This is a genomic window from Dactylosporangium maewongense (genome assembly GCF_039531485.1).
Taxonomy (GTDB): Bacteria; Actinomycetota; Actinomycetes; order Mycobacteriales; family Micromonosporaceae; genus Dactylosporangium; species Dactylosporangium maewongense.
On record NZ_BAAAQD010000037.1, the window covers coordinates 1 to 17,641 of the forward strand.

At 68.8% G+C, this 17,641-nt stretch carries 15 protein-coding genes; 5 read left to right on the forward strand and 10 right to left on the reverse strand.

Annotation, left to right across the window (positions count from 1 at the left end):
* Positions 1-101: 101 nt before the first annotated feature.
* The 9 genes from ABD332_RS51945 to ABD332_RS51985 form a co-directional block, all read right to left on the reverse strand.
* Entirely contained in the window at positions 102-932 is an 831-nt protein-coding gene (locus tag ABD332_RS51945; protein ID WP_344513147.1) for a hypothetical protein, read from the reverse strand.
* Positions 929-1,123: a hypothetical protein gene (locus ABD332_RS51950; RefSeq protein ID WP_344513149.1), complete on the reverse strand. Its 195-nt coding sequence runs from the start codon at positions 1,121-1,123 to the stop codon at positions 929-931. Before ABD332_RS51950 ends, ABD332_RS51945 begins: the two co-directional genes overlap by 4 nt.
* A 569-nt stretch (positions 1,124-1,692) precedes the next feature.
* Positions 1,693-2,268 carry a restriction endonuclease gene (locus tag ABD332_RS51955; RefSeq protein WP_344513151.1) on the reverse strand — a complete coding sequence of 192 codons (576 nt, stop codon included), beginning with the start codon at positions 2,266-2,268 and terminating at the stop codon, positions 1,693-1,695.
* 24 nt (positions 2,269-2,292) lie between these two features.
* Entirely contained in the window at positions 2,293-5,442 is a 3,150-nt protein-coding gene (locus ABD332_RS51960; protein ID WP_344513153.1) for a DEAD/DEAH box helicase, read from the reverse strand.
* A 503-nt stretch (positions 5,443-5,945) separates the two neighbouring features.
* The gene (locus ABD332_RS51965) at positions 5,946-7,580 is read right to left on the reverse strand and encodes an amidase (protein ID WP_344513155.1); all 1,635 of its coding nucleotides are present in this window, start codon (positions 7,578-7,580) and stop codon (positions 5,946-5,948) included.
* A 34-nt stretch (positions 7,581-7,614) separates the two neighbouring features.
* Positions 7,615-8,880: a pyridoxal-dependent decarboxylase gene (locus ABD332_RS51970; protein WP_344513156.1), complete on the reverse strand. Its 1,266-nt coding sequence runs from the start codon at positions 8,878-8,880 to the stop codon at positions 7,615-7,617.
* Complete coding sequence (locus tag ABD332_RS51975; protein ID WP_344513158.1) at positions 8,877-9,338, reverse strand: MarR family winged helix-turn-helix transcriptional regulator; 462 nt, start codon at positions 9,336-9,338, stop codon at positions 8,877-8,879. Before ABD332_RS51975 ends, ABD332_RS51970 begins: the two co-directional genes overlap by 4 nt.
* A 1,150-nt stretch (positions 9,339-10,488) precedes the next feature.
* Positions 10,489-10,899 carry a hypothetical protein gene (locus ABD332_RS51980; RefSeq protein WP_344513160.1) on the reverse strand — a complete coding sequence of 137 codons (411 nt, stop codon included), beginning with the start codon at positions 10,897-10,899 and terminating at the stop codon, positions 10,489-10,491.
* A 261-nt stretch (positions 10,900-11,160) separates the two neighbouring features.
* Positions 11,161-12,282, reverse strand: coding sequence for a hypothetical protein (locus ABD332_RS51985; RefSeq protein ID WP_344513162.1), 1,122 nt, complete (start codon positions 12,280-12,282; stop codon positions 11,161-11,163).
* A 409-nt stretch (positions 12,283-12,691) separates the two neighbouring features.
* On the opposite strand from ABD332_RS51985, the gene ABD332_RS51990 reads away from it, so the two are divergent.
* Both ABD332_RS51990 and ABD332_RS60305 read left to right on the forward strand, forming a co-directional pair.
* Complete coding sequence (locus tag ABD332_RS51990; RefSeq protein ID WP_344513164.1) at positions 12,692-12,844, forward strand: hypothetical protein; 153 nt, start codon at positions 12,692-12,694, stop codon at positions 12,842-12,844.
* 50 nt (positions 12,845-12,894) lie between these two features.
* Positions 12,895-13,059, forward strand: a complete 165-nt coding sequence (locus tag ABD332_RS60305; RefSeq protein ID WP_425552430.1) for a diguanylate cyclase domain-containing protein — start codon at positions 12,895-12,897, stop codon at positions 13,057-13,059.
* Positions 13,060-13,483: 424 nt separating this feature from the next.
* Here ABD332_RS60305 and ABD332_RS60310 read toward each other — a convergent pair whose 3' ends face one another.
* A complete protein-coding gene (locus tag ABD332_RS60310; protein WP_425552425.1) occupies positions 13,484-13,750 on the reverse strand; it encodes a helix-turn-helix domain-containing protein in 267 nt (88 codons plus the stop codon).
* Between the two features lie 1,055 nt (positions 13,751-14,805).
* Between ABD332_RS60310 and ABD332_RS51995 the strand changes: the two genes are divergently transcribed.
* The 3 genes from ABD332_RS51995 to ABD332_RS52005 all read left to right on the forward strand — a co-directional run bounded on the left by ABD332_RS51995 (position 14,806) and on the right by ABD332_RS52005 (position 17,604).
* Entirely contained in the window at positions 14,806-15,969 is a 1,164-nt protein-coding gene (locus ABD332_RS51995; RefSeq protein ID WP_344513166.1) for a hypothetical protein, read from the forward strand.
* Positions 15,970-16,102: 133 nt separating this feature from the next.
* On the forward strand, positions 16,103-16,642 hold the full coding sequence (locus tag ABD332_RS52000) for a transposase (RefSeq protein ID WP_425552426.1): 540 nt from the start codon (positions 16,103-16,105) through the stop codon (positions 16,640-16,642).
* A complete protein-coding gene (locus ABD332_RS52005; RefSeq protein ID WP_344513169.1) occupies positions 16,633-17,604 on the forward strand; it encodes a transposase in 972 nt (323 codons plus the stop codon). Before ABD332_RS52000 ends, ABD332_RS52005 begins: the two co-directional genes overlap by 10 nt.
* Positions 17,605-17,641: the final 37 nt, after the last annotated feature.

Genomic DNA, 17,641 nt, shown 5'->3' on the forward strand with positions numbered 1-17,641 from the left:
TCGCGGGCACGGGCATCCTTGTCGATCACGGAGCGTAGAGAACTCACATGATCGTTGATGCCTGTGCCCGCTTGCTGCCCCGCTCTGATCTTCTGACCGACTTACGCCCTATTGCCGGTCGCTCTTAGTCGCAGGTGCGCCTCACGCTGACGGCTGACGACATAGAAGCTGCCACTGTGGGCCGTTGGCACGGCCGACCGTGCCCACTGCAAGGCCAGGTAACAGCTCAGTTCGGTGTCAGTCAACGCGAAGATCCACAGGTTCGTGAAGAACTCGCTGGGGACCGAGAAGCGCTGCTCTTCGGCGACGGTGTACCGGGCCTGTGCATCCGGGCTGCTGTCCTCGGCAAGCAGCGTCGGCTTGTCGAAGTCGCGGCGCTGTCGTCCGGTGGTCGTCATACCAATGTCGAGCAGACGGTGCTTGGTCTCCAGCGCCAGCATCGCCTCCCTAATCTGGCGCTCGCGCCGCCGCCGGACGATCTGCCACGCCGCAGGCCGCTCGTCTTTATGGTCGGGGGCGGACAGGACGAGTTCGCCCCAGGACTTGAAGGAGCCGTTGCTAGTCGAGACGGGTCGGACGTTGCGCACCCGGTGCTTGGCCTCGTGCCGGCACTGGGCGTCGAAAATCATCAGCAGGTAGAGGCGCAGCTGCAGTCCTTTCGACTGGATCAGCCGCGGCAGCGCTGGCTTGTGTGCATCCTCGGCTGTGGTCCAGACGAACCCGTTGCGGATCCAGATCGCCGACGGCTGTAGTCCGGCATTGTCGTCGCCTTTTCTGCCGCCGTTCTTCCACAGGTGGCGCAGGTTGTCGGTGACGACCTCGTGCAGCGGCCAGGCGTCTCGGCCGCCGACAGCTTGTTCGAGCGCGTTGAGGGCGTGCAGACGCCGATCGCGGGCGATCATGGCCGAGGGGGAGTTGGTCGAGATGCTCACTTGGGGTTCCGGAGGACGCTGGCGTACCGGGTCAGATGCGTGATCACGGCCAGGTAGTGGCGGCGGGTGGCCGGGCGCCGCGCGGCCAGGGCAGCCAGGGCGACCACAACCACGCAGATGCTGATCAGGGCCGTCGGGACGACGGCCACCAGAACGGTCGCCCATCCGGGCTGGGCGAACAGGTCGGTCATGTGTAACGCTCTCCCAAGCAATCGGCATGAGGCCTGTCCGCTGGCGCTTTCTCAGGGCCACCAGCGGGCGGGCCTTCGTGTTGTTCCGCGCCTGTTGACGCGTTCCGACACTCATAGTGCCGACGACGGACACCCTTGTCGGCCCGTGATCTTGAGGGGTGCTGACCCTCTCAACCCAACTAGACGCCGCATCGTTGCACATTGTCTAGTTGGGTTGAGAGGGTGCGGTTGAGGGGGACACGATTTTTCCCAAGATCTTTCCCGGGCCGCCACGCGAGCGGCGAGTGGATCTGTCTGCGGCCCGACGCAGCTGCGCTTCGTACGCGCCGTCGATGCCACGCCTGCGCCAGCGACGCTCTCACCGGTCACGGGGACGGAGTCGTCGGTCAGGTCCTGCCCGGGCTCGCTCGGCGGGGTCGGCAAGACCCAACTGGCTGCGGGGCTGGCGCACTAATGGTGGCGCGAGCGGCGGGTCAACGTGCTGGTCTGGATCACCGCGACGCTGCCTGACGTGGTTTGGCGCTCCGCTGGTCCGTGCTGCTGAACCGCCTCGCAGCCCTGCCGCAAGCCTAGGCCGGGTCGATCAACGCCGAGCGGGTGTTGTCGGCGCTGCCGGTGAGCAGGGTGAAGTCGTAGTCCCCGTCGTCGGGCGTCATCGCGTAGCCGGAGTACGCGCCGGTGAGCACGGGTCGTGTTGTCGTTGCGGTGTGGCGCGTGATGTACGTCCAGGCGTTGTCGACCAGGCGGACGCACGCGATGCCGTGCGCCTTGGCGAATTCGAGGGCTCCGCTCTGGAATCCGGTGGCGGCCACCACCACGCCCTTCTGCGCGCCGATGGACTGGAGTTTGGTGAGCAGCACCTGGACATCGGACCGTTTGACCGGGCTCTTGTGCCGCTTGCACTCGAACAGGATGAGGAAGTCCATGCCCGCCAACTGGAAGCGTGCCGTGACGTCCATGGTGTAGGTCCCGTCCAGCCCTTGGACCGGGTCGAGGTGTTTGACCTCCCAGCCGACCAGGTCCAGGTTCATCGACTTGGCGATCGCGGCGACCGCTTCCTCGTATGCCACAGGCGTGATGTCGAACGACGGCCAGTGATCTTCCCCGCCCGCTGCGGCGGTCGCGGTCGGGGAATCGTCGCTCATCAGGTTCTCCCTCTCGGTGAGGAGTTAGTCGGTCGAGGCCGGCAGCAGGTCGGCGAAGTCGGTGCTGTCGTCGCCGTCACGCGCGGCGCGAGCGGCCCGCCGCAGCGCCTTGAGCTTGCTGGTGCTGCCGTTGAGGCACCCCAGCAGGACGTCATCGTCGGCATCGAGGACCGCGACCGGATCGGTGAGCGACCGTGAGGCGAGCCGCAGGTAGGCCGTCCGGTCGAGCGCGGCACCGGCACGCTCGGCCAGCGGCACCAACTCGGGCGGGATGCCGAATTCGAGCTGGACGGGCAGGAGGCGGGCGAGGTCGTCGAGATGTGCGTCGGGATGCAGGCAACGGGCGATATCGATGACGGTGCCGACGACGCTTTGCGTGCGGTCCGCGGAGGCCCGGGCGGCGCCGGCGGCGTCCTTCGACGGCATGTGCACCATGAGCTGCTGCTCAATGCGGCCGATCGGGACGCCGGCCATCCACCACATGCAGGCAACCGCCCGTTTCGCCCGCTCGGCGGCCGTCTTGCGCTCCTGACCGGGCAGAGCCGCGAGCACGGGGCTGGCGAGACCGTGGCGCTGCAATTCGCCGATGTAGGTCGCCTGCTCCTTCTGCCATCCTCTTGCGTTGACCGGGGGACGAGCAGTTGCTGCCTCATCAGTGAGTTGGGCCGCGGCGATGATGGTGACGCGGTTCAGCGCGCCCGGGTGCACAGCCCGCAGCGCGCGGGCGACCCGCGCGGCCGACGACACCCGCAGACCACTCTGCGAGACGTAGGTCCCGAGCTCGGTCAGCTCGATCCCGGACGGGTCGGACGACAGCAGCCCGGCACCCACAAGATCGCTTAGGACGGCGGAGACGGTGGCTGCGGGGAGCGGTTCCGGTGCGCCCGCAAGACGCTGCTGGTGCGCGGCGAAGCTGTTGGACAGGTACGCGATGACGTCGGCCTCGCTCAGGCCCGTCACACCCTCCCGCCGTGAGGCGACCGCCACGACACGCAACAACAACGTCGCGGCATCCTGCTGCGGATCCAGCAGCTGAGACCGCAGATCCTCGGGCGTGCCCAGCACGTAGTCGCGCCACCGGCGGTCGCCGTCGATGCCCCCGCCAGCGATCAAGACGGCGCGTCCCCCGTCGGTCAGCCCCAGCCGGCCGGCCCGCCCGGCGATGTTCTTGTACTCGGCGACCGAATACGGAGCTGTCTGCGTCGGCCCGGTCGGGTGGTCCAGCTCCACGATGATCACGGTCTCGGCGGGCAGGTTGACGCCCTGGGCCAGCGTCGTGGTGCACACCAGCACCCGGATGCCGCTGTCCTTGTCCCGGAACTGGTCCTCGATGGCGATCTTCTCATCGCGGGCCAGGTCGGAGATGTGGAAGGCGACCCCGCCGGCGAGGCATTGGCGCAGGTCAGCCAGCACGGCACTGAGGTCGGCACCGGCCAAGGTATCCAGCGCCGCCTTCGCCTCGGGCAGGCCCAGGCTCTGCGCCAGATACCGAGCGCAGCCGCGGGTCAGTCCCCGAGTACTCCGGAAGATGATGACCTGCTGGCCCTCACCCACCAGTTTGCGAACGAGCGGAATGATCAGGTCTTGGTTGCGCTGCGTCCATCCGGTCGGTGTGATGAGCTGCTCGGATGCTTCCTCGCCGTCGGCGTCGACGTGCCGGTAGATCCCATCAGGGCCGAGTACCCCTTCGAGGAGCGGGACGGGCCGTTCGGTCCGGGCGATGACGTTCGCGTCGAGCCAGCTGTCGAGACCGCCGAGGTCGCCGAGCACGGCGGACAGCGCGACGACCTGCGGTGCGACCCCTTCGGGCCGGCGCGCCTTGAGCACGGTGAGGAGGAACTCGAGGTAGGCGCCACGGTTAGGGTCGACGATCGTCTGGACCTCGTCGATGACGACGACGGAGATCAGCTTGAGCAGGTGCGGGTTACCCAGGGCCAGGCCGGCGAACTTCTCGTAGGTCAGCACGGCTAGGTCGAACTGCCCCTGCAGTAGGGCCGGCACGTCGTCGGCGGTTTCGCCGGTGGCCCGGATGGTCTGCAACCCTGCCGGCCCGTATGTGCGCGAGAACCTCGCGTACTGTTCGTTGACCAGCGCGCGGGTCGGCAGCAGGAACACCGACCGCCCGCCCAGTCGGGCGGCGCGGACGGCGGCGAGTTCCCCGATCATGGTCTTGCCGGAGGACGTAGGGGCCGTCACTAGGACGTTCGCCCCGGCGAGCAGCCTTCCTTGATTGATCGTGTCGACCTGAAGATCATTGAGCTCGTCGATGCGCGCCGCCCAGGCATCCAGCACAACCTGCGGGATGCCGTGACCGCGTAGGCTCGCGAGGTCCCTGGTGACCGGAGCCAGCACGGACGACGGGAACTGCGCCGAGTAGAGCGGCCCGGTATCGGTGAAGACCGGCCACCGCAGCTCCCCGTCCATCTGGCCCCGCAGGCTCGGATCCTGCTCGGCGGCGACCGTGCCGGATGCCTTCGCCTTGACCTCGCGGGTCACGAACGCCAGCAGGTCATACAGGCGAACCTGCCCGCCGTCCCCGGCACCTGCGCCCAGCAGTGCCCGGAGCAGGTGGTAGGTGAGCAGCCCGTGCCCCAGGTGCGGGTCCTCCCACGCCTCCTGCTCGCCGGTCGCCGCGGCGAGGATCAGCCGTCCGGTCCCCGCCATCCGCTCCAGCCGTGCGTCCGTGGATTCCGGCAAGCCGGTCACGCCGCCACGAGGCACCAGCGTGGCGTTGAGAACCTTGGCGCCCGCGCCTCCGGCGAAGCAGCAGTCCAGGATCACGACCAGCTGTCGGGCCGGGATCGCGCTCACCAGGTCCGTGAACTGCTCAAGCGGCAACGACGTCGAGGGCAGGTTGTCCGGGTCGGCGTCGTGCGTGACCAGCTCGTGGGTCGTACTACCATGCCCAGAGAAGGAGATCACCACGACGTCCTCGGGCGTGCTGCGGGTCTGCAGCTGCACGAGGGCGGCAACGAGAGCGTCGCGGGTGGCGTGCCGGTCCACCAGCAACGTGGTGTTGGTGTCGCCGAGGTTGTCGGAGAAGACGGCGTGCAGCGCCTTCGCGTCACGCGCCGCCGACGCCAGCCGCCGCACCGACTTGGACCGGTAGCGGTTGATACCTACGAAAAGACCATGGAACTGCCGCGCCGAAGTCGCGGCCGGATTGCCCGGCATTCAACGCCTCAGATGTGAAAGTAGTTCGTGCCGATTTCCGGTGGAAACCGTGCCCGGCCGCTACCTACGTGCCGCCGCCCGACTGGCCGGGTGGCACTCGAATCGAGCGGCAGCAGAAAAGGCTAACAGGCGCCGGCGAGGACAAACCCGTCGGACCTGCACAGCCGGTTGCGTGCCGCACGGGAACAGGTACTCGAGGTCCGAACGCACGACCCGGAGTCGACAGCGTGGAGCACTGCGGCCTGCCTGCTGCGGTCAGATGCGCTGGCCTGTACGCGCCGAAAGGCATCGCCGCGTTGTACGTGCGCGACGGCGTCCGGCTCGAACCGGTCGTCTGCAGCGGCGGCCAGGAACGCGTCCTGCGGGCCGGGACGAGAACGTCGCTCGCCGTCGGCCTCGGCACGGCCGCCGGCCTCGGACGATCGTCGCTGAAGCCGCAAGGGCGATGGCTAACGCGATCGGTTGCGGCCAAGCTACCGCCGAGGTTGCAGGCGATGCGCTGGTCAGTGTCGGGGCAGGTCGGTGTACCAGGGGCGGTGCCGCTCGACGGCGTAGCCGGCGTTGAGCAGCGCGGCGTCGGCGCCGCGTCGGCCGATTAGCTGCATGCCGATCGGGAACCGGCCGGCCATGCCGGCCGGGACGGTGAGGCTCGGGTGGCCGGTGAAGTTGGTCAGGTACGTCAGGGCCCACCCGATGAGCGGGTTGACGCCGACCCCGTTGATCGACGTCGGTCCGACGGTGTACCCGGTTGGGCCGTTCGATACGGACGGGACGGCCAGGGTCGGGCAGGCGATGAGGTCGTAGCCGGCGAAGGTCCGCTCAAGGGAGGTGCTGACGGCGACGCGGAGGAACGCAGCATGCTGGTATTCGACCGCGCTGGTCTCCTCGCCACGGCGGATCATGTCGACGAAGTCCGGGGACAGTTGGTCGATGACGCCGGGGTCAAGCAGGTCGACAGGGGCGCCTTCGACAAGGAACAGGTCCCGGCCGTGGGCGTACAGCGCCGACTGCAGCATGACCCATAGCGCGGAAAGGTCATTCTGGGTGACCGGCCGCCCGGCCGGGGACCGCAGCGGGTGGAGCTGGATCTGGTCCAGACCGAGGCGCACGGTGGTGACCGTCGCCCCCGCGGCGCGCAGCGCGGCGAGACCGGCCGGGACGGTCGCGGCGACGGCTGGGTCGACGGGGAACAGGTCTAGGTCGGGGCTGTAGGCGACCTTCACGCCGCGCAGGCGGCCGGAGAGTCCGGCGGTGTAGCTGTGCGGGGTGTCGAGCAGGGAGAACATGTCGACCGGGGACGGGCCGCCCATGACGTTCATCAGCAGCGCGGTGTCGGTGACGGTGCGGGTGATCGGGCCGGGGGTCAGCATCGGGGTGTGCGGCAATGGCGGCGCGTCCTGCGGGATGCAGCCCTGGGTCGGCTTCAAGCCCACGACGCCGCACAGCGCGGCGGGGATGCGGACGCTGCCGCCGGCGTCGGAGCCCTGCGCGAGCGGCACCAGGAACGCCGCGACCGCGGCGGCTGCGCCGCCGCTGGACCCGCCGGCGTTGTAGTCGAGGTCGAACGGTGTGCGGGTCGGCCCGAACACGAGGTTGTCGGTGGTGCCCTTGTGCCCGAGCTCGGCGGTGTTCGTCTTGCCCACGACGATCGCGCCGGCGTCGATGAGACGCTGGATGTAGATCGATGTGAACGGGGCGGTGAACCCGAGCTGGTGGAACGGCCGGGACCCGAACGTGTTGGGGACGCCTTTGACGTAGTCGAAGAGGTCCTTCACCGCCAGGAGGAGTCCTTCCAGGGGCCGGTTCGTCCGGGCCCGGTACCGGCGGTCCGCCTCCCGCGCCGCGGCGTAGACCTGCTCGTCCGGCAGCAGATACACGAAGGCGTTGATCGCCGGGTTGATCCGGCGGATCCGGGCCAGGTGTGCACGGGTCAGTTCGACGGCGGAGATCCTGCGACGTCGCAGCAGTTCCAGCTGCACCGTCGCAGGCAGGAAACACGGCTCCTCCCCGGCTGGTGCGGTGCCGGTGTATGGCAGCGGCGGTCCGGGCGGTGGCGGCACGGCCAACGCCGGGTGGGCAGGCATCAGCGCGGCCGCCCCCGCGGCGGCCGTGAGCAGGGTGCGTCGGGTCACGTGCATGCGATCACTCCAAGAGGTGGTCGAGCGGTGGATGTCACGCCGCCCGCGACTGGCGCAGGCCGGCGGTGCGTGACGCGGGAAGGTCGGTTGCCGCAGCAGCCCCGGGACCGCCGTGGCCCGGGTTCGGCTCGCTGATCGGGCCGGCGGACACGCTCGCAGCGGCGGGTGCGGGCGGCGGTTCGTGGCGCAGTTCGGCGACGAACCGGTCGATGTGGGCCTCGGTCACCCCGGGCACGCACACGATCCGCGCCCAGCCCGCCGCGACCGGCAGCGACCACCGCCGCCGCAGCAGCTCGGACGGTGGTTGCAGCAGGACGGTCATCGACCCCGGATGCCGCCAGCCCGGCCAGGGGAGCTCGCGCAGCCGGCGCAGGGTGTAGCCGGCGAGCGCGTCGCTGCGCCGGGCCCGCCGGACCAGGCCATCGATGCCGTACTCGTGCAGGACCTGCCACAGCAGCACAGCGGCGTGCCCTGACCCCAGGCCGTACCTGCCCACGGCATCGGCGGCATCGGACAGGTCGGCGGGCGAGGGCACCGCCGGCGTCGGCGATGCCGCTGCGGCTGGGCCGGCGGTCCGGCGCACCGCCACCGCGCAGGGCAGCGGCACCGGCAGAAACTGGTCACCGGCCACGACCATGCTGTCCGCACCGGCGGCGAACCCGACCGGCGTCTGCGGCACCGCTCGCGCGGCCAGCGCCAACCCTTCCAGCGGTGCGTCCACATGCAGATGCGCCGCGATCGGCAGCGCGTCGATCGCGGCCCGGATCGCGGCCACGTCGTCCAGGGCGCCGGTCGCTGGTGTGCCGAGGGTGGCCACGACAGTCGCCGCCGACGGCCGGCGGTGCCGGATCTCCGCGGCGAGCTGGGCGGGGTTGAGGACTCCGCGTCGGTCCGCCGCGACGGCGACGGTGTCCAGGCCAAGGATGTGCGCTGCTGCGGCCACATGGGGGTGCCCGGCCGCGGACCGGTACAGCACCAACCCTGGTTCGGCCTGCCGCAGCGGCAGCAACGTCCGGATCGTCGCAGCGGTCAGGCTGTCGCACACCGCGCCTTGCCATCCCCGCGGAGGCGCCTGCAGCAGCTCGGCGACCTGCGAGACGACCTGGTCGGCGAACCAGCCGACCGTCGGCCCCAGGCCGATGTCCTGTTCGGCCCGCAGCGCATGTCGCAGCATCGACGCGACGGCGGCGACACGGTCCAGGTCGGTCGCATACGGCTCGCCGATCGCCGTCGCGCGGCGGGTATCCCGGGCGGCGAGCAGCGACGCCACCGGCCCTGGGGGCGGATGCCGGCCGTTCACGCCGCCGGGCCCAACTCGGCGATGCGCGCACCGAGGGTGGCGCACAACGCGATGAGGTCGTCGTTGGCGTGCACGTACGCGGCGTCGGCGGCTTGCATGGCCGCCGCCGTCTCGGCGAGCAGGTCACGACCGGACGGGGTGCACGACAGCGCCACCGTCCGCCGGTCCGACGACGGCCGCTCGCGGCTGATCAGGCCGCGCCGCGACAGCTTGGTCAGGATGTCGCTCAACGTTGCCTTCGCGACCGCGATCTGCCGGCACAGGTCCAGCACCTGCACCTGCGGTTGCGAATGGACCAGGTGCAGCACCAGGTAGTCCGGCACCGTCAGGCCCGAGCCGGCCAGGACCACGCGTTCGGCGTTGGACCGGGCTCGCCGGGCGAGATGCCAGGCCGCCACGACCAGCGGCACCGCGACGTCGTCGCTGCCTGGGTTCGCGGGTTCGGCGGCGGCGGTCATTGGCGGTGCCGGCCGCTGTGCCGGTTCAGCCGCCGCAGCCAGTTGTGCCACCAGGCGGGCCTGCGGCTCCGGCGATGCCGGCCTCGGCCTCCATGACGGTCGGCGTTCTCGCCCGTCGCAGCGGTCTGCGACGTTTGCGGCGCCGGTGCCGCAGCACTGCGATCATCGCTGTCCATGTTTCCCCCGTGTCGGTCAGCACCGGCACATCACCAGCCCCGGGCCGCACCGGCGGCCGGGGTGATCACTGTGATGAGCACGAATCTGACCCTGCCTGCAACACCCCCGCCGCCGGAACGTGTGGGAAGGAGTGCGGACGTGTGGGGTCGTGGCGCGGGGATGTCGCCGCGTGCGACGTGCTGCGGCGGTGCGGCGACCGTTGCGACACCGTCGCAGCCGGGCACGATCGACCTCACCGGCGTTGCGACCGGCTGCGAAGCAGCAGCGCAATGAGCCGGACGGCGCGACACGGCATCGGCTGGCTCACGCATTGCGATCTCCGAGAACATCAATGCTGCATCGCTGCGACATGGGCGCCGCAGCGCCATGGCGGGTGTCGCATCTGCAGGCGATCAAGTAGGCCGAGCGCACCGTCTCCACGCGAAGCTGACCTTGCTCTGATCAGACGTGGTCGCCACCGTCACGCTGGTGCCGCGCCATGCGACCGCTCGCTGGAGTCGTCGATTCGATCAACGTACAGCGATGACACCGCTGGCCTGTGGAGTAGCCGGTCGAGTGCCGGCGATGCCTCAGCGATCCAGCGCTTCAGACTGCGGTGCGCCGGGTGTGACATTGCCGCACCGCCCGGGCGGCGTGTCGCAGCGCCGGTCCTGGATCGCACGCAACGGGTGTGCGTGGCGTGCTCGGCGAGCGTCATATCGGTGTCGTCCGTGGATTCGAGGGAGCCGCCGCCGCGACGTGCGAGCGAGGCGCCGTCGCAGCTGCCGGCGGATGCGGCGATAGGCTCGGGACGCCGAGCTGCGCCAGGGCGACAGCTGCTGCAGCGCTGCGACGGCCGAGACGTTGTACGGTGTGGTGCGGCGGTGTCGCAGCCGAGGTCAATCTGCCGCAGTGCCCTGAATCAGTGGATGCGACAGCCCAGCATCGGTGTCACGGGCGGAGACGCCCCTGTACCCGATAGGGCGGGTATGCGTCAGCGTGTGGGCGCCCCGCGGGTCGCCGGCACGAACGTCATGTCGCATCGCTTGCAGTAGAACTGGCTCTGCCAGTGTTGGAGCCGGAGACGGAAGGCGGGCAGTTGCGTCTGGTGTTTCTGCCATCCGATGACGGTCAACACGACGGCGCCGACAACGAGACCCGTCAGGATCAGCACCACCATGACCACGCCGAGCAGCGCGGACGGGGTGAGCCGGCCGGGATCGTCGACGAGCGCCGCGACGCTGCACAGCGCCATCAGCGCGAGGAGCACGCCGGCCGCCGCCGGGAGCAGGTACCAGGCGGGCAGCCGCGGCGGCGCGAGCCGCCGGGCGAGATGGGTCCGGGTAACGGCCGTACCGCGGGCCATGTACCACTCGCCGGTCAACGACTGCTGCGGCACCCGCACGGTCGTCCGGGTTGTGCTGGCAGCGTGCAGGACACTGACCTTCCCGACCTGATCGAGACTCCCGCACCGCGGACACCGCGCATCCAGGTGCACAGGTGTTGCATTCCGCTGCGCGGCCAGCGTCGTCTGGCCGGCTGGCTGCGGTGCTGACCTCTGTTCCATGCGAACCCCCGTTCCACTCCCGATATTGATCGAAGTAGCTGGCGATGTCCACCCGCAGGTTCCCACACCGCGACCGACGGCCGTGGCGAGCCCACGCGATCAGCCGCTCGGTGCTGCTGCGGAGACAGTGTGCCGCCGACGCGGTTTGACCACCGTCAGGTACTCCTCCTCGGAGATTGCGCCAGCCTGCAACCATCTGCCCGCGACAGTGGCGGCGTACCGGACGGACCCTACGAGCCGATCGAGCTCCGCCGCCGAAGGTAGCGCCTGACCATGATCCCGCCGCCCCTGCACGATCGCCCACATCGATGCAGCCTGTGTCTGCCGCTTCGTACGCACCGACGCATCGCGCAAATCCTCCGCGTCGCTGCTGGTGGACGTGCCTGCACCGCTGCTCCCTCCGCGGCCCGGCTCACCTGGACCGGCCTCGTGACCGGCTGCTGAAGGCCAGTTCCCATCATCCGAAGGTGTCGTAGGCGCCAGACGCGACGGGACGAGGTCGACCGCGATGAGCGCGGTCAGCCCGTCATAGTCGGCACCGTCGGCCAGCCGCACCGCGATCTCGTCCAGGTCATAGACCGCGACCGCGATGTCGGCCGTCGTCGGGTCGACCGCGGAGCGGATTTTGCGGTGCAGCACCTTGGCGATCGCCGACGTGCGCTGCTCCTTGCGCTTCTCGGCCTTCGCGGCGGCGATGGAGGTGTACAGCCCGAGCGAGGTGTCGGCCTTGGCCAGGTTCTTGGCCCGCAGGGTGAGCCACGGGTGGCGAACCCAGTGCCCGACCACCTCGTAGGCCGGGGTGGTCGGCGGCAGGTCGCCCGTGGCCCTCAGCCGGTCGCGGCGCTGGTTCTCGGTGTGCATCAGCCACACCAGGTAGCCCAGCGCCGACATGCCGGCGAAAAACCCTGCCAGGAGCTTATTGTCGTGCGCCATCCAGTTGAACGCGACCGCCCAGGCCGCGATGAGGACGGACAGGATGCGCGACCCGGTCGCATTCTCGCCGAGCCGGCGCCGGACGTCGGCGTTGGCGAGCACGACGATGCCGCCCAGTTCGAGGGCGCCGACCGCCGGGATTGCCCACAGCAGCGGAATACCGAGCGCTTCGACCGCGCCGGACACCTGCCCGGCGAGCGCAACGATCAGCACCACGACGTAGAACAGCTGGCGCATCACGACGCTGTCCCGCATCGCGTTGGCAAGATCCGCGTCCAGGTCACGCATATCAGTCGGCCGGGCAGCCGGGCGCGCAGACGGCGTCCGCGGAGAGCCGTCCCGCGGCCGCCGTGGTGCCGTCAGGAGTGCTGGCGCTCCCGCGGTAGCCAAGTCAGACCAGGCGTCGATCGGCCGTCCGCCGGACGCCCTCGCGGCGTGCATGGTCGTCATGCACGCACTATCGCACAACCATCATAGGTTTCATAGTTTTTATAGTTTTCATAGTTTCGGCATGCGCCTCGATCAGCTGCGCCAGAACGGCGCGGGATGCGTGGTCGACGCCCGGAAGCCCGGACAAGTCCACCTGCAAAGATGACTGCACCAGCGTGTTCATGTGACGACTCAGGGGTGCAACGTGACACAGGCCGACGAGCCGCAATGGCTAAGGCTGGGAGAAGCGTATGAGCAGCTTCGCGTCATGGGCATCACCGACCAGACCGTCCGAGTCTGGGGAGACGCCGGACGCTACGGCCTCGTCGTCATGCGTGTCGGAGCCCACCGCAAGTTCCGCGCCGACACGGTCGCCGAAGTGCTCCGCCGATTCCGCGCGGGCGAACTCGAAGACGACTGACCGCCGCCGAACTCGCCGACCGGATCGTCACCGAACTCGCCGAAGCGGTCATCGTCGACGGCCACCCACTCCGCGCCCGCGCCAGCATCGGCATCTTCGTATCCGGTCCCGACAGCACACCGTGCCAGCTCCTCCGCCAAGCGGACCAGGCGATGTATAGCGCCAAACGCCGCCGCACCGGCCGATCCGACGTCCACCTAACCACGACCACCTGACGGTCCCGACCGGAGACCGGAGCGCTATCCATCTGCGTCGAGGCCAGCGCGCACGGTCGGATTGCTCGCACGGCTTTGGCGGCGGCCGGCGTTATCCGTGTCGATTGAGCAGCACACGAGCAACGGCCGCGGCTACCGGGAACTGGTCGAGGCAGATCAGTTGCGGATAGGCCGACGATCGCCGGCTCGGTCATTGGACCCGTAGGACGGAACCATGGTCGGATCGAGCGATGGAGCGCAAGGCGTCTTCGCGATCGAGGCCGGCATGGAGCAGGACCAGTTCCGCTCGTTCCGTTGCATCGGGTACGGTCACGACATGCTTCGCCAGAGCCTGAGTAACGCGGCGACTGACGATAGGCGCGGCGACCTATTCATAACCGTTGAAGCCTGAAGGGCCAGGCTCGGCCGCCCGCACAAGAATGGCTCAGGGGAGCAACCTCCGGCGCAGATTCTTCTCCGCCCGGGTCCGTGCAGTTTCTTCCGGTGTTGCCACAGCCTTTACCGTGTTCGCGGCCATGAGCGTATCGACCTGGGCGGCGGTGAACCGGCGCTTGCGAGCGATGTAAACGTGCTCGATGCGCCCCGCTCGGCATTCGTCAGCCAGCCAGCGGGCTGAGACTCGGATGAGTCTGGCTACTTCTGGGATGTCGTAGTACCGGATTTCCTCTGGCATGTCGCCCCCCGCTCTCATCTACGCCCTGCCGTGTCGATGCGAGCGTGTTGGGGCGCTTGGAACGTCAACACGCTCGCCGGCAGTTCCGTGAGTGGCTGGATCGTGCCGGATCGACGCCATTCAGCCTGCCTGGCGGCAGGCTCCCGATGACAGGTGCGGGTGCGTGTGGCGGGGTGTCACCGGGTCCGGCGGGAGCGTTGCGCCGCTCAACACGCCGCTGTGACCGGGATCACTGCACACGACACGGCAAGGCCCGCCCCTGGGTCCCTGATCAGGGCCGGAGCAGTCGGGAAGAGGGCTTCAAGATCGGCCGGTGTTCCCATCGTGTGCCCACGGCCGGATGATCTTGACTTCAAGATCATCCGGCCTGGTACGTTGTCCCAGGTAGGGACGCAGAGCCGCCTAACGGAATCGAACCGTTGACCTATTCATTACGAGGTGGTCTCGGACGGGGTTCTGGGGGAACCTGGGGGATCCTGAGGGCACTGTGACCTGCAGAAATGGTCTCGCAGTAGCCCTCCAGGTTCCACCAGATTCCTACGGGTTCTGCAACCAATCCTGCAACCACTTCGACTCAGTTTTGGCCGCTGCGGGCGTCGTCGAAGCCTTGCATGTAGCCGAGCAGGTACGCCTCGGCGTGGGTCCGTGGGTTTGGAAGCGGCGTTCTGACCGCAGGGACGCCGTTGCAGCGCTGACCAAGGGCCCACGCCACACCCACGACCGCCGCAGACACTGCAGTCACGGCGAGGAGTTCTCTACCCAGCACGTCGATTGCCCCCTTTGTCGTTTGAGCCCGAGTCTCACTCGTGAAACACCCTCCGGGACGAGTTGGCGGCTCGACAACCTAACAACCCCTAACGCGGACCAACTGCCGCGACGCCTGCGCCTCCTTGATCCAGGAGGTTCCAACGGTGGGCCGCACCGTGTCGCATCACCATGCGGACGGTCCGGACCCTGTAGTGCAACGCAAAGTCCGGCCGTAGAGAAAGAGCGGCCTCGTCGGGATTGGGCCAGGATTGGGCCCGACGAGGCCGCTGCCACCTCAACCCGTTCTGGAGACGGAGCCATACGAGATGACAGCATCCGATTATCCATCAGATGCGCTGCCGAGCGCACCGACCACGGCCGTGAACCCGGGGTTGCGGCGGACGGCGGAACGCAAGATCGAAAGTCTGAGCGCGGAGATAGCCGACCTTGAACGCACACGTCGGTGGATCAACACGGCGGTATGGGGCATCGCATTGGGCGTCATGGTCTACGGGGCGATCAACGTAACCGGCCTACTCATCGATCACGACGTGTGGATCAAGGTCGCCTGGCTGCTGTCGTTCATGATCGATCTTGCAATGTGTGTAGGACTGATGGGCGATCGCGTGCTGCACCGATACGGGCGTCGGGACGGGTGGGTTACCGCCCTGCGCTGGCTGACGGCGGCTATGACGCTGGTCCTCAACACCGCCAAACCGGCCTTGAGCCGTGATTGGGTCGGAGTTGGAATCCACACTGTCGGACCAGTCCTGCTGATCCTGGTCGCAGAGGGCGCCGGCAGTTTCCAGCGCCAGCTGACGGAGATCATCCGCCAGTTGCAAGCCGAATTGGCGGAACTGGAACTCGCCACTGCCGGCCGGACAGTGATCACCGAACCCCGCGGCGACCACACGAGCTTGGTAGAGCAGTCGATCGATGGCGAACGACCTGGTTCCGGGCTCGAAAGTCGAGCTGCGACCCAGTCGTCGAGTCTCGCCGTTTCGGACGCGCCGATGCCCGGCGGTCCAACCCTGGCCGCAACGCCGCCTCCGTCTCGCGAGACGAAGGCGGAGGCATCCGCCACCATCTCTCGCGTCACGGAAGCGCAGACGGTCCGCTCCGTCTCGCCGGACGCCGAGACCTCAGGCCCGGAGACCGCGCAACCCGAATCAGCTGCTGAGGCCAGGGTGGAGCGAGACGAGGGTGCGAACGAGACGACCATGCCGGAACCGAAGAACGAGACGGCGTCGCCCCCCGGCCTGCTGACCTTGGAGCCAGGCGTGCCTATCAAGGAGGCGATGTGGAAGTACTGGCAGGCTTGTCGGGACGCGGGCCAGGCGGTCAACGGGGCCGACTTGGATCGCGTCTTCGGCAGCAACAACTACGGCCGACGCACGATCAAAGAATGGGTCGACACTGGACGCATTACGCAGGCGGAAGCTGATGCAGCGCGGTCCGGCTTGCGGCCCCACGCAGTCTCGGCGGGATGAGCTTGATCGCCATACCTCGACGTTTCAGGATCTTGACGTTATCTGTCTCATGTGGACATAGAAAAATGCCCCTGATCTGGGAAAATCTGAGTGTCGAAGTCAGAAATCGCCCGGATCGAGAGGCACTTTTCGCGTGAGTGATGTTACCGGATGGTCGAGGCGGCTGACAGTCACCGCCGGCGGCAAGGGGGTGGTGTCGCACGCGGGCGCGGTCGCGCTGCGGCTGACGGCCGACCGTACGGGTCTGACCGCGGCCCTGTCGCGGGCGCTGTACCGAGAGGATTTCACCCCGGGCCACGACCGGGGCAGGGTCCTCGCCGACGCGGCGGTGATGATGGCCGACGGCGGCAACACCGTGCGTGGTATCGATGTGCTGCGCCACCAGCGCGATCTGCTCGGAGAGGTGGCCTCACCGGCCACCCTGTCACGGGCTTTGGGCGAGGTCGACCAGGCCGCCCTGGACCGTATCGACGCCGCCCGCGCCGCAGTGCGGGCCCGGGTCTGGGACCTGATCGCCGCCCGCCACGGCCGGATCCCGCCGGCCCGGGTACCCAACGGCGACCTCGGCGAGACGATCGTACTGCGCATCGACGCCCATTTCATCGATGCCTACTCGCGCAAGGAACAGGCCGGCCGGCTACGCGGCCGCTACGGACTGCACCCATGGCCGTGATCTGCGACAACACCGGCGAGTGCCTCGCCGAACAGCTCCGCGGCGGCACCGCCGGCGCCAACGACGCCGACGACCACATCGCCCTGCTCACCCGCGCCATCGCCCAGATCCCCGAGCCCTGGCGGCACAACCTGCTCATCACCGCCGACGGCGCCGGCGCCACCCACAAACTGCTGGCCTGGATCGCCTCCCTCAACCGCGAACCCCGCGGCGACGACCCCGGCATGCGCGTGGAGTACTCGGTCGGCTGGCCGGCCGACAAACACACCGGCCGGGCCATCGCGAAACTCCCCGCCGACGCATGGACGGCGATGCTCGCCGCCGACGGTCAGCCCGGCATCCCCGCCACCCTCGACGCCGACTCCGGCCCCGACACCGTCGGCGAGGTCGCCGACATCACCGTACTGCTGCCCCACCTACACACCTGGCCGCAGGGACAGCAGGTGTTCGCCCGCCGGGTCAAACCCCTCCGCGACACCACCCCGAAACCCCTGCCCGGCACCGGCCAGCTTGCCCTCGACCTGCAACAGCAGGCTGCGGGCTGGCGCTACGAAGCCTTCGCCACCAACAGTCCGGCCGCCGGACCCCGCGAAGACGCCGGCGAGGTCGCCGCCTGCCTCGACGGCCGCCACCGCGTCCACGCCCGGGTCGAGGACCATTTCAAGGAAGGCAACACCACCGGCGCCGACCGGCTGCCCTCCCAAAGCTTCGCCACCAACACCACCTGGTACCGCACCCACGCCATCGCCTGCGACCTCATCGCCTGGCTGCAACTGCTCGCCTGCGATGGTCACCAGGCCCGCGCCGAACCAGCCACCCTGCAATACCAGGTATTCCACACCCCGGCCACCCTCACCCGCGGCGGCCGACAACGCCGCCTCAACTTCCCAGCCCACTGGCCATGGACCCACCACATCCAGGCGATCTTCACACGGCTCCTCGCGATCCCCGCCCCAACCTGACCCTCACACCCCCGCAGAACCGACCACGCACCCCACC